Genomic DNA, 11,986 nt, shown 5'->3' with positions numbered 1-11,986 from the left:
GTATTTCATGAGTGAATAGTATATGGCGTTCGGACCAGCCGCTATGGGATATGATAGGGCAATAACCATATTCTCGCCCGACGGATCACTATATCAAGTAGACTATGCATTTGAAGCTGTAAAAAAGGGATGGACAGCAATAGGTATTAAATCAAAATCTGGTGTTGTTATTGCAAGCGAGAAAAGAAAAGCCCAATCATTATTAGATGTAGATAGTATAGAGAAAGTATTTTTAATCGACGATCATGTAGGGTGCAGTTTTGCTGGGCTAGCCTCTGATGGTAGAGTTTTAATAGACTATGCGAGAAATATAGCATTACAACATAGGTTAATATATGATGAACCAGTTAGTATTGATTATCTAACAAAATCAGTTGCTGATGTTAAGCAAATGTACACACAACATGGAGGAGTTAGACCATTTGGTGTTGCACTAGTGATTGCAGGAATAGACAAATCAGTTCCTAAACTATATATGACTGAACCTAGTGGGCAATATATGCCATATCAAGCTGTTGCAATAGGACAAGGTTATTATACAGCTACTGAGTTTTTAGAGAAGAATTACAAGGAGGACTTGACTATAGAAGATACTATACTCCTAGCCTTAAAGGCCTTATCGGCTACTCTTAAGCCTAATGAAAAGTTAACTCCAAATACTGTGGAAATAGGATATGCCTCAACCCAAACTGGGCTATTTCTAAAAATGACCAGTGAAGATAAGAATATGTATTTACAGAAGTTATAATAAGGTGGATTTTTTTTATGACGAAGGAGCGTGATTATGTAGTAGTTAAATACGACTCACATGGAGAGAGGTTTGAGATATTAGCTAAGCCAAAAGAAGCATTAGCTTTTAGAAGTGGGAAGAGCATAAGTCTTTCTGATGTAGTAGTTTCTGACACTATTTACAAGGACGTGAAGAAAGGTTTGAAAGCATCTCCAGCATCACTCAAAAAAGTTTTTGGTACTACTGATTTCGAGACAATTGTAAAAGAAATTTTACTTAAAGGTGAATTACCGGTAACTGCAGAACAAAGGAAAGAGATGTTAGATACTAAGAGAAAGCAAATAATTGATTTTATTCATAGAAACGCCGTTGATCCCAAAACTAATTTACCAATTCCGCCAACTAGATTAGAGATGGCAATGGAACAAGCTAGAATACAAATTGATTTAAACAAAGACGTGGAGGCACAAGCTATGCAAATAGTAAAGGAGATTTCTAAGATAATTCCAATTAAAATAGCGAGAGCTCTGCTTAGTATTAAAGTACCATCAGAATATAGCTCTAAGGTTAGATCACAATTACATAACTTAGGGGAGGTAAAAAAAGCCAATTGGTTAGAAGATGGTACATTATTAGCTGAATTGGAAATACCAGCGGGTGCACAGCAAGACGTTATAGATAAGTTAAATAATCTGACAAAAGGAGAAGTTGAAGTTAAAGTATTGCAAGTGAGATAGAAATGAGTCAGTCCCAGAAAATTGTTTTACAGCCAAGATCAATAGTAGTGCCTGGCGAGTTATTAGCTGAAGGCGAGTTCCAGATTCCTTGGTCTCCTTATATATTAAAGGTTAATAGTAAATATTACTCCACAGTTGTTGGACTTTTTGATGTAAAAGATACTCAGTTTGAAGTGATTCCGTTGGAAGGTTCGTTTTACTATCCTAAGGTCAATGATGTGGTAATAGGTTTAGTGGAGGACGTTGAAATCTATGGTTGGGTGGTTGACATAAAATCGCCTTATAAGGCATATTTACCAGCCTCAAATCTTTTAGGAAGATCCGTTAATGTTGGAGAGGATTTAAGGAGGTATTTAGATGTAGGTGACTATGTTATAGCTAGAATTGAAAATTTTGATAGATCAATAGATCCCGTTTTATCAGTTAAGGGCAAGGATCTAGGTCGTGTGAATAATGGTATAGTCATTGATATAATGCCAGTTAAAGTTCCGCGTGTTATAGGTAAGAATAAAAGTATGTATGAGACTTTGACCTCAAAAAGTGGATGCAGTATGTTTGTTGCCAATAATGGTAGAATATGGGCTACTTGTCCTTCCCGCTTTTCTGAAGAAATTTTAATCGAGGCCATTAGGAAGATTGAAAATGAGTCACATATAAAAGGATTGACAGATAGAATAAAACAATTCATTGAGGAAAAATTAGGTGAGAGAAATGCTTCAAGTGGAGAGACCAAAACTAATCCTTGAAGATGGAAAGCGAATAGATGGTAGAAAGCCAGATGAATTAAGGAGTATAAAGATAGAATTGGGAGTTCTCAAAAACGCTGATGGTTCAGCGATTTTTGAGATGGGAAATACAAAGGCTATAGCAGCGGTTTACGGTCCAAAAGAAATGCATCCAAGACACTTATCTCTTCCGGATAGGGCAGTATTAAGAGTTAGATATCATATGACACCATTCTCTACAGACGAGCGAAAGAATCCCGCACCTAGTAGAAGAGAGATTGAGCTTTCTAAGGTTATAAGAGAAGCTTTAGAATCAGCTGTTTTAGTGGAATTGTTTCCAAGAACTGCCATAGATGTTTTTACTGAAATATTACAAGCAGACGCGGGATCCAGATTAGTTTCATTGATGGCTGCGTCTTTGGCGTTAGCTGATGCTGGAATTCCTATGAGAGATTTAATAGCTGGGGTAGCTGTAGGGAAGGCTGATGGAGTAATAGTTCTAGATTTAAATGAGCCCGAGGATATGTGGGGAGAGGCTGATATGCCGGTTGCAATGATGCCGTCTTTAAACCAGGTAACGTTATTTCAGTTAAATGGTAATATGACTCCGGAGGAATTTAGGCAAGCTTTTGATTTATCAGTTAAGGGTATAAATATAATATATAATTTAGAGAGGGAGGCTCTAAAAAGTAAGTATGTAGAGTTTAAAGAAGAGGGTGTATAGAATTGTCTTCAACTCCATCGAATCAAAATATTATACCTTTAATTAAGAAGGAAAGTATAGTAAGTCTTTTTGAGAAAGGCACTAGGCAAGACGGAAGAAAATTAACGGATTATAGACCTCTTTCTATAACCTTGAATTATGCAAAAAAGGCTGATGGTTCTGCGTTAGTTAAGTTAGGCACGACAATGGTATTAGCTGGGACAAAACTTGAAATAGATAAACCTTACGAAGATACGCCTAACCAAGGAAACCTCATTGTGAATGTTGAACTCCTACCTTTAGCCTATGAGACCTTTGAACCTGGGCCTCCAGATGAGAATGCTATTGAATTAGCTAGAGTAGTAGATAGAAGTTTAAGGGATTCTAAAGCTCTAGATCTAACTAAACTTGTAATAGAACCCGGTAAAAGTGTATGGACAGTATGGCTTGACGTTTACGTATTAGACTATGGTGGGAATGTATTGGATGCATGTACGTTGGCCTCAGTTGCAGCATTGTATAATACTAAAGTGTATAAGGTAGAACAAGATTCTAATGGGTTTAGAGTCAATAAAAATGAAGTTGTGGGTAAATTACCATTGAATCATCCAGTAGTTACAGTGTCTATAGCAAAAGTTGACAAATATTTAATAGTTGATCCAGATTTGGATGAAGAGTCAATAATGGACACTAAGGTTTCCTTTTCCTATACGCCAGATCTAAAAATAGTGGGGATTCAAAAGAGTGGAAAGGGCAGTATGTCATTACAAGATATTGATCAGGCTGAGAATACAGCAAGATTAGTAGCTGTCAAGCTTTTAGAAGAACTTAAAAAGCAGTTAGGAATTTAATTATAGGTGGCAATTATGGGGAAAGTCACGGGAATTGCTGGAAGATACGGGGCTAGATATGGATCTACTTTAAGAAAAAAGTGGAAAGAAATAATGGAAAAGAGGTATGATGACCATCAATGTCCCTATTGCAAGACCACTGGTAAGGTTATCAGATTGGCTTCTGGAATATGGTACTGTAAGAAATGTAATTCTAAGTGGGCCGGTCTTGCATATACACCGTACTAGAATAGTTATAACTTCATCTAGAGATCCTAGTATTAGAACAAGAAATTTTTTAAATATTTTAACTTCTCTGTTACCAGACTCAGTTAAAATTACACGGGGTAAAAAAAGTAAGAAAGAGATATTTGAAAGGGCTATTAATTTAGGAGCAATATATTTATTGTTCGTATTAGCTAAGAATGGTAATCCGTTGAGAATAATTGTTTATGATTTAGAAACTTTTTCTATAAAATATTTTTTTAAATTACACGGTTTATCACTACCTTCTGACTATAATATCCCATTATATCAGATAAAAAGGCATAATAGTGTATGCATAGAACTAAATAGGTGTGATTTTCTAAGAGATTTTCTAGTCGATATGAATATCTACAACTTGTCAAATAATTGTGAGGTTATTGTGAACACGAGGCTAGTCTCTAATAATATTTGTGAACTTTTGTTTACGTTATCTACGAAAAACATTAAGTTTTTGAAGATGCTATTAGAAGTGTGAAGATAGAGATTTCAATTTATCCAGATAATTTCAATAAAAACGAATTACAGGATATAATATATAATTCGATAATAATTGAAAAGATAGATACTAAATATGTAAAAATTAAGAAATCCCCTTTACAGATTGAGATAGATGCACCATCAATTACAAGAGCTAGGGCTATAATGAACTCTTATATACTTTGGATCTATACAATTCTAAAGTCACTGGAAGAGGTGGAAAAAAGTGGCCGAGAAGTTACCTCCAGAAGTTCAAGCTCAACTAGCTAAGTTTCAACAGTTAAAAGATCAGCTTGATAGATTATTATTGGAAAAGTCTACTATAGAGAATGAATTAAGGGAGATAAACAAGGTATTGGAAGAATTATCAGTTCTTAATGCAGATGCTACTATTTATAAGATTGTAGGGAATTTATTGGTTAAATCGGATAAGACATCAGTAGAAAAGGAGCTTAATGATAGGAAAGAATTGTTAGAACTCAGATCAAGGACTTATCAGAAGCAAGAAAGTATTTTAAGAAAGCAGCTAGAAGACTTACAAGCTAAAATAAATGAGATGTTATCGAAATATTATCCGCAAGGTGGCCAAACAGGTATAAAAGCTTAAGCTAAATAACTTATTAGTGTTATGGTAATTAGAATTTATGCTGATGATAGGGAAAAGGCTAGTGGTATACCAGAATTATTAAAGGAGTTGGGAATTACAGTAATATTCTCTCAACTTAGTGTTGCTGATTATGTGATAGGTGAAGATGCTGCAGTAGAGAGGAAGTCGGTAAATGATTTGGTAAATTCGGTTTTTGACAAGAGGTTTTTTGACCAAATCAGTAGGCTTTCAGAGGTTTATAATTTTCCAATGTTAATTGTTGAAGGTGATATTAATGAAATTAGGAAAATAACTGAAAAGTGGAGAGCGATAAACAGCGCTTTAATTTCTGCCACGATTGATTATGATGTTAAAGTATTTTATTCTAGAGATAAAAAAGATACTGCGGAAGTTTTGAAAAAAATAGCAGAGAAGTATCAATTTGGCGAAAATGGGAGTAGGAGAATTAATTTACATAATAAGGCTAAACTAGAAAGTATTTCTGATATGCAACTTTATATTGTAGAATCTTTTCCTAATGTTGGTTCTGTACTTGCTGAAAGGCTACTACTTAAGTTTGGAACTATACAGAATATTTGTAATGCGTCTATATCAGAATTAGAAAAAGCATTAGGTAGTAGGAAAAAAGCTGAGGATATTTATAAAATTTTAAGGGCACACTATTCTAAAACTAACGCTGATAATGATAGTAAGAAAAGTACCTCTTTATTTGATTTCCTTTAAATTTTTTAGTCTCTTTTTTAGCATTACCTTTTAATATGGGTCTAGAGAAGTTTAAGTGCAAGAAGTTGGTGATTTCATTTGCCTAGATATAAGACAGTAGAGCAAGTTCTAAGCCTAATGAAAGATAGAACGAGAGTTAGGAATATAGGTATAATTGCTCACGTGGATCATGGAAAAACCACAACTAGTGATACGTTATTGGCAGCATCTGGTATAATATCTCCTAAAGTAGCAGGGGAAGCTCTAGCATTGGATTACTTAAGTGTTGAGCAACAAAGAGGTATAACAGTAAAGGCTGCTAACATTAGTTTGTATCACGAAGCGGAAGGTAAAGGTTATGTCATTAACTTAATTGATACACCTGGACACGTTGATTTCAGCGGAAGAGTCACGAGGAGTCTAAGAGTTTTAGATGGCTCAATCGTAGTTGTAGACGCAGTGGAAGGAATTATGACACAGACTGAAACAGTATTAAGGCAAAGCTTGGAGGAGAGAGTCAGACCAATTCTATTTATAAACAAAGTAGATAGATTGGTAAAGGAATTAAAATTAAGCCCACAAGAAATGTTAAATAGGTTATTAGATATAATTAGGCAAGTTAATAACTTAATTGATATGTATGGAGAACCAGAATTTAAAGAAAAATGGATGATTAATCCACAAGCTGGAAATGTGATATTTGGATCTGCTAAAGATAAATGGGGATTTAGTTTACCTATGGCACAGAAAAAAGGAATTAATATGAAGAATGTTATTGACGCATACACTGCTTCTGATAAGTCTAAACTTGAAGAGCTAGCTGCGCAAGCTCCTATTAATGAAGCGTTACTAGATGCTGCTATAAAGTTCGTTCCCAATCCTATTGAAGCGCAAAAGTATAGAATTCCAAAAATCTGGAAAGGAGATCTAGATAATGAATTAGCTAAGGCGATGTTAAATGCTGATCCGAATGGTCCCATAGTATTTATGATAACCGATATGAAAGTCGATCCTCATGCAGGACTAGTGGCAACAGGAAGAGTATTCTCAGGTACTCTTAGGTCTGGTGAAGAATTGTGGTTAGTTAACGCTAAGACCTCACAGAGGATACTTCAAGTTAGCCTATACATGGGTCCAACTAGGGAACTTGCAGAAGAAATTCCAGCAGGCAATATCGCAGCAGTATTAGGTTTAGATAGAGCAAGATCCGGTGAGACAGCTATATCTGTTGGTTTTAGTAATGTTCAAGGAAGTTTTGAAAGATTACATTACATATCTGAACCAGTAGTTACTATAGCCGTAGAGCCTAAGAATCCTAAAGATTTAACTAAGATGATTGATGCATTAAGGAAGCTTAGTATTGAAGATCCAAACTTAGTGGTTAAAATAAATGAAGAAACTGGAGAATACCTGTTATCTGGAATGGGTTTCTTACATTTAGAGGTATCATTACAGCTATTACGTGAGAATTATGGTATTGACGTAGTTACTACTCCGCCAATTGTTGTTTATAGGGAAAGTATAAGAGCTAAGAGCCAAGTATTTGAAGGAAAGTCTCCAAATAAGCATAACAAATTCTACTTAAGTGTGGAGCCTTTAAATGACAAGACTATAGAGCTAATAAGTAATGGCACGATAAGGGAGGATATGGATAGCAAGGAGATGGCTAAGATATTAAGAGATGAAGCCAGTTGGGACTATGATGAAGCTAAGAGAATTATTGCAATAGATGAAAACGTTAACGTCTTTGTAGATTTAACTAGTGGTGTCCAGCATTTAAGGGAAGTTATGGATACAGTACTTCAAGGATTTAGGTTAGCTATGAAAGAAGGTCCTTTAGCTCATGAACCAATTAGAGGTGTTAAGGTCATCTTACATGATGCTGTAATACACGAGGATCCTGCCCATAGAGGCCCAGCTCAGATATACCCTGCAGTTAGAAACTCCATATTTGCAGGATTCTTAACTTCCAGACCGACTTTACTAGAGCCAATACAGAAACTGGACATAAGAGTGCCTGCAGATCTTATAGGTAATGTCACTGCAGTAATAACGAGAAAAAGAGGAAAGATATTGGACGTCTCTCAAATAGCTAACATGTCTAGGATAACCGCTGAGATTCCAGTTTCAGAGTCATATGATATGGCGAGTGAACTAAGAGGATCTACTGGAGGTAGAGCGTTCTGGGGTACTGAGTTTAGTAGATGGGCTCCGGTTCCGGATAGTATCTTACTGGATGTGGTTACTAAGATTAGAGAGAGGAAAGGATTACCTAAAGAGCTACCTAAAGTAGAAGATTTCTTGTCGTGAGTCGAATTGTCGATTAATTATAAAATATTCAATAATGTAAAGGCAGTGCTTTTTGATTTTGATGATACATTAGTCGACTTTAGTACGAAGGCTAAGGACGCTTTAGATGCTGTAAGTAAGGATATATATACGTACATAAAGGAGAATTATCGACAAGAAATTGACATAAATATAATTAAGAAATTAGTAGAAGAGGAAAGTAAGAAATTAGATAACCAAGGGGAGTATAATAGAAATAAATGGTGGGAGAGTATTCTAAAATCATTAAATATTGTTCACATAGATAAGTCTCAGCTTTACGATTGGACTAGCTTGTATTGGTCAATTGCTAGCCAAACTGAACCATACGAAGATGCAAAGGAAATTATAGAATATCTAGATAGTAAGGGATATAAACTTGGCATAATTACAAATAGTGATGGAGAAGGGGGAAATAAAAGTAGTAGATTGAAAACCTTTCCCTTAATAGATAAATTCGATTTGATATTAATAGCTGGAGAAGGAGGTATTAGACCAAAGCCTAATTTAGAGCCGTTTATAATATCATGCGAAAAGCTTTCAGTAGATCCCACTTCGTGTGTTTTTGTGGGAGACGAGCCAGTAAAAGATTGTTTAGCAGCTAAAAAGGCTAACATGATTAGTGTGCTAATAGACAGAGAAGGTAAAGTGAAAAACGCCGAACTTTATGCAGACTTTGTAATATCCAGTCTTAAGCAATTAGAAGAATTTCTTTAATACGAAATAAATTTTGTTAATGTATTCGGTAGTTATTGATTCCTTTAATTCATTAATATAATATAAATAAAACCTGTAAAATATTTCATCATTTCTTAGTCTTTTTATACATCCTAAATCCTCGATACAAACGTCATTTTTTCTTGCAATTTTTAATCCCTTAATCTTATGAAATAGTTCAACTGTAGAATAAGGTTGATTAAGTTCTAGTATGCCTCCATATAATTTTACAATCTCTCTATATGCCTCCATATAATTTTTATCAAGTAAATCCTCAACATTTACTAAGTATGATTTTAGTTCTGCTGGTAATTCCACAAGATCTTTCTTAAGTTCTTCTTTCATTTCACGTGTTTTATACTCTATATTTTCATTAATTATTCTATTAATTATATCTAATATTGTACTCGCATTTAAAAATGCGTTAGACTTGTCATTTTCTATAACGTCGTATTCACCATGATAATGAATATTTCCTAAACTCTCTATTGTAATACTTGGAATTCCAACTTTTATGTATGAATACCCATCGCTATATATCTCAGGGCTTTCAACTACATTTTTAAAGTATTTCCTGGAGAGTTCAAGAAGTCCAGGTACAGCTTTTAAGATCAAACTTTCCTCACTTATATTATCCATGTTGATGTTAAGTAAGATATCGTCAGTGTTTTTGTAATTTTTCAAAAATTCTCTAGAACCATGTGACCATGAGAAGGTTGAGAAATTTAAAGAGCCCGATTCCTCTGCAGTAAATGAAATTAGATGGGTTTCGTAAACATTAGATCTAAATTCTCTCAATAAAGCCACTGCTAAAAGATTGTCTCTCTCTCCTTTAAACCAATGATCATGATGTGCTGTAATATGTATTATCTTATTTTCATTTTTCGAATTTCTTATGGCTTCGATAATATAACCTGTTGCAAAAGGGTTTATGTCAGTTTTTAGTGATATTCTACACCTACCCTTTATGTAAGGAAAATCGTTCTCCTTAATATAAAACGCTGGTATTGGCGGTGGGTAGCTGGGTTGATGGCTTAGAAGGTCTCCATACTTTATCACGAATTTTCTTTTCTCATTATTTAGGGAAAAGATTATTCCTAAACAATCATTTTCTACTGCCTCTATATACAATTTATTGATTTCGTATAGATTTTTTATCCTAATTTTCATTAACTTTCTACCATTACATTCTTTAAAGTTATCTGCTACATCTGCTTCAACCTCAGTTGATAAAGAATATGGAAGCGAAATTGCATCTATTGTTTTTGATTCGCACTCAAAAATTAGTTCTTTCTGTTCCCAATTAAGAACTCTAATCGGGATTTGCCTAATTTCGTCACTATTATCTTCTAGCATTTTTCTAATTTCTCTCACTAATTTTATCTCGTTCTTTGATCCCGTTATTATTTCGCCATAATTAGATAAGGTTTTTAGATGTTGTAATAGCACAAGTGATTTATGAAGAAGTTTTTAAAAATGTTCTTTCCTCATGACGGGATATATGAGGTGTTAGTCGGTACTTCTGGGATAAAACCTATAATAAAACCACTAGGTATAATAGTTGAAGCAAATGAGCTTCGATTTAAAATATATAAAAGTACATTAACATATTCTAATCTAGAAAAGAATCGGATATGTTCTATACATGTAACCTTAGATATAAATTTTTTCATCCTTTCCATGCTAGATAAGCTGACTTTTAATATGGATAGTGAGTATAATGTCCCAATTCTCAATAATCTGAATATTATTTACGCAGAGTGCAGTAAGGTCTCTAATGCTGATCCATCAATATTTTCAGTAAATCCACTAGATTTAGAAATAAATTCTAATTTAACTAGAGCGTATAATAGGGGTGATTACATTTCGGTTGACTTTCTAGTTAATTATACTAGATTAGATATATATAAGGGTAAGGAACTAGAAAAGCTTATTAGAATTTTAGGTTATGAATTTGGCGTCATAAAACGTACGTCCCCTCAAACTTATAATCTCTTAGGGGAGATAGCGAATAAGATAAGATCAAAAGGTTTTAAGCTAGACTAATTTTCTTTACATATGACTTTTCAAGTAGCCGTAATTCCTGGTGACGGCATAGGACCAGAGTTATACGAAGGAAGTAAAAGAGTTATAGCTAAGCTAATAGAGAAATACAATCTTGATATTAACTTAATTGAAGTTGAGGCTGGCGATACAGCATTAAATAAATATGGCGAAGCCTTACCTAAACAAACCTTAAGCGTTATAGAAAAGGCGGATATAATTCTAAAAGGTCCAGTTGGAGAGACTGCAATGGATGTTGTAGTTAAATTGAGACAAATGTATGATATGTATGCAAATATTAGACCAGCTAAGTCACTGCCAAATGTTCAGTCAAAATATTCTAATGTTGATTTACTAATTGTAAGAGAAAATACAGAAGATTTGTATAAAGGGTTTGAATTTGTTCCGTCTAGTGGAGTAGCAATAGCTATTAAAGTAACCACTGAGTTTGCCTCTAAAAGAATAGTTAATGTAGCATTAAATTACGCTTTAATTAGACGTCATAAAGTTACGTGTGTCCATAAGGCTAACGTTATGAGAATTACGGATGGGCTTTTCGCAAGTGTCTGTAGGGAAGTCTTGAAAGGCAAGGTGAATTTCGATGAGATGTATGTTGATGCAGCTGCCGCCAATTTAGTGCGAGATCCAACTCGGTTTGACGTAATAGTGACTAGTAACGTTTATGGCGATATTCTAAGTGATGAGGCTAGTCAGATAGCTGGAAGTTTGGGTCTAGCTCCATCTGCAAATATTGGAGATAGGAAATCTATGTTTGAACCAGTACATGGGGCAGCTTTTGATATTGCAGGAAAAGGGATAGCTAATCCTACCGCATTTCTATTATCTGTCTCCATGATGCTTAGTAGAATGTATGATGTATCTAAGGAGAATAAATATATATTGGCATCAAAATCGTTAGAGGGTGCAATTATAGAGACCTACAAAAGTGGGAATAAGCTAACGGAGGATGTTGGCGGTAATGCTAAGTTAAAGGATATGGTGGATGAAATATATAAGTATATATGATATATGTGTGATGTAAGGTTGATTGGGTACGAAGTTTAATTTTTATAAACTTGTCAAGTTTAATAGGGTATGGTGAGTTGAATTATCCACCGTT

15 protein-coding genes are annotated in these 11,986 nt (G+C 34.4%); 14 read left to right on the top strand and 1 reads right to left on the bottom strand.

The genetic code is table 11. The annotated features are described in order from the left end of the window. Positions 1 to 22: 22 nt before the first annotated feature. The 12 genes from psmA (at position 23) to YN1551_RS06980 (ending at position 8,823) form a co-directional block, all read left to right on the top strand. The gene (psmA, locus tag YN1551_RS07030) at positions 23 to 748 is read left to right on the top strand and encodes an archaeal proteasome endopeptidase complex subunit alpha (RefSeq protein WP_012711401.1); all 726 of its coding nucleotides are present in this window, start codon (positions 23 to 25) and stop codon (positions 746 to 748) included. Positions 749 to 765: 17 nt separating this feature from the next. Continuing rightward, positions 766 to 1,467, top strand: a complete 702-nt coding sequence (locus YN1551_RS07025; RefSeq protein ID WP_012717445.1) for a ribosome assembly factor SBDS — start codon at positions 766 to 768, stop codon at positions 1,465 to 1,467. 2 nt (positions 1,468 to 1,469) lie between these two features. Next, positions 1,470 to 2,213, top strand: a complete 744-nt coding sequence (gene rrp4, locus YN1551_RS07020; protein ID WP_012711403.1) for an exosome complex RNA-binding protein Rrp4 — start codon at positions 1,470 to 1,472, stop codon at positions 2,211 to 2,213. Further along, positions 2,179 to 2,916: an exosome complex exonuclease Rrp41 gene (gene rrp41 / locus YN1551_RS07015; protein ID WP_012713727.1), complete on the top strand. Its 738-nt coding sequence runs from the start codon at positions 2,179 to 2,181 to the stop codon at positions 2,914 to 2,916. Before rrp4 ends, rrp41 begins: the two co-directional genes overlap by 35 nt. A gap of 2 nt (positions 2,917 to 2,918) precedes the next feature. Next, positions 2,919 to 3,746, top strand: coding sequence for an exosome complex protein Rrp42 (rrp42, locus tag YN1551_RS07010; RefSeq protein ID WP_012717444.1), 828 nt, complete (start codon positions 2,919 to 2,921; stop codon positions 3,744 to 3,746). Positions 3,747 to 3,761: 15 nt separating this feature from the next. Next, positions 3,762 to 3,974 (top strand): 50S ribosomal protein L37ae, encoded by a 213-nt coding sequence (locus tag YN1551_RS15825; RefSeq protein WP_012716175.1) that lies wholly within the window; start codon positions 3,762 to 3,764, stop codon positions 3,972 to 3,974. Then, complete coding sequence (locus YN1551_RS07005; protein ID WP_080513571.1) at positions 3,955 to 4,467, top strand: Brix domain-containing protein; 513 nt, start codon at positions 3,955 to 3,957, stop codon at positions 4,465 to 4,467. The genes YN1551_RS15825 and YN1551_RS07005 overlap by 20 nt, the downstream gene beginning before the upstream one ends. Next, the gene (locus YN1551_RS07000; RefSeq protein ID WP_012713729.1) at positions 4,464 to 4,739 is read left to right on the top strand and encodes a KEOPS complex subunit Pcc1; all 276 of its coding nucleotides are present in this window, start codon (positions 4,464 to 4,466) and stop codon (positions 4,737 to 4,739) included. The genes YN1551_RS07005 and YN1551_RS07000 overlap by 4 nt, the downstream gene beginning before the upstream one ends. Next, entirely contained in the window at positions 4,696 to 5,076 is a 381-nt protein-coding gene (locus tag YN1551_RS06995) for a prefoldin subunit beta (RefSeq protein WP_012711409.1), read from the top strand. Before YN1551_RS07000 ends, YN1551_RS06995 begins: the two co-directional genes overlap by 44 nt. A 21-nt stretch (positions 5,077 to 5,097) precedes the next feature. Continuing rightward, positions 5,098 to 5,799, top strand: coding sequence for a 3'-flap repair endonuclease Xpf (gene xpf / locus YN1551_RS06990; protein WP_012713730.1), 702 nt, complete (start codon positions 5,098 to 5,100; stop codon positions 5,797 to 5,799). Between the two features lie 78 nt (positions 5,800 to 5,877). Continuing rightward, positions 5,878 to 8,088 carry an elongation factor EF-2 gene (locus YN1551_RS06985; RefSeq protein ID WP_012711411.1) on the top strand — a complete coding sequence of 737 codons (2,211 nt, stop codon included), beginning with the start codon at positions 5,878 to 5,880 and terminating at the stop codon, positions 8,086 to 8,088. A gap of 6 nt (positions 8,089 to 8,094) precedes the next feature. Then, positions 8,095 to 8,823 carry an HAD family hydrolase gene (locus YN1551_RS06980; RefSeq protein WP_012713731.1) on the top strand — a complete coding sequence of 243 codons (729 nt, stop codon included), beginning with the start codon at positions 8,095 to 8,097 and terminating at the stop codon, positions 8,821 to 8,823. Here the strand turns inward: YN1551_RS06980 and YN1551_RS06975 are convergent. Beyond that, positions 8,806 to 10,272 (bottom strand): M28 family peptidase, encoded by a 1,467-nt coding sequence (locus YN1551_RS06975; protein WP_012713732.1) that lies wholly within the window; start codon positions 10,270 to 10,272, stop codon positions 8,806 to 8,808. The two genes, YN1551_RS06980 and YN1551_RS06975, sit on opposite strands and share 18 nt — an antisense overlap. Positions 10,273 to 10,281: 9 nt before the next feature. On the opposite strand from YN1551_RS06975, the gene YN1551_RS06970 reads away from it, so the two are divergent. Then, positions 10,282 to 10,869, top strand: coding sequence for a DUF447 domain-containing protein (locus tag YN1551_RS06970; protein WP_012713733.1), 588 nt, complete (start codon positions 10,282 to 10,284; stop codon positions 10,867 to 10,869). A gap of 12 nt (positions 10,870 to 10,881) precedes the next feature. Then, on the top strand, positions 10,882 to 11,892 hold the full coding sequence (locus YN1551_RS06965) for an isocitrate/isopropylmalate family dehydrogenase (protein ID WP_012711415.1): 1,011 nt from the start codon (positions 10,882 to 10,884) through the stop codon (positions 11,890 to 11,892). Positions 11,893 to 11,986: the final 94 nt, after the last annotated feature.

This window comes from Sulfolobus islandicus Y.N.15.51 (genome assembly GCF_000022485.1).
GTDB classification, from domain to species: Archaea; Thermoproteota; Thermoprotei_A; order Sulfolobales; family Sulfolobaceae; genus Saccharolobus; species Saccharolobus islandicus.
The sequence above is the reverse complement of the archived record's forward strand: the minus strand, read 5'-3'. Positions and strand labels throughout refer to the sequence as shown.

Bases quoted from the DNA above. Each gene is read 5' to 3' on its own strand.
- YN1551_RS06970 (WP_012713733.1), top strand. From the start codon at position 10,282: ATGAAGAAGTTTTTAAAAATGTTCTTTCCTCATGACGGGATATATGAG.
- YN1551_RS15825 (WP_012716175.1), top strand. From the start codon at position 3,762: ATGGGGAAAGTCACGGGAATTGCTGGAAGATACGGGGCTAGATATGGA.
- YN1551_RS06965 (WP_012711415.1), top strand. From the start codon at position 10,882: ATGACTTTTCAAGTAGCCGTAATTCCTGGTGACGGCATAGGACCAGAG.
- psmA (WP_012711401.1), top strand. From the start codon at position 23: ATGGCGTTCGGACCAGCCGCTATGGGATATGATAGGGCAATAACCATA.
- xpf (WP_012713730.1), top strand. From the start codon at position 5,098: ATGGTAATTAGAATTTATGCTGATGATAGGGAAAAGGCTAGTGGTATA.
- rrp4 (WP_012711403.1), top strand. From the start codon at position 1,470: ATGAGTCAGTCCCAGAAAATTGTTTTACAGCCAAGATCAATAGTAGTG.
- YN1551_RS07025 (WP_012717445.1), top strand. From the start codon at position 766: ATGACGAAGGAGCGTGATTATGTAGTAGTTAAATACGACTCACATGGA.
- rrp41 (WP_012713727.1), top strand. From the start codon at position 2,179: ATGCTTCAAGTGGAGAGACCAAAACTAATCCTTGAAGATGGAAAGCGA.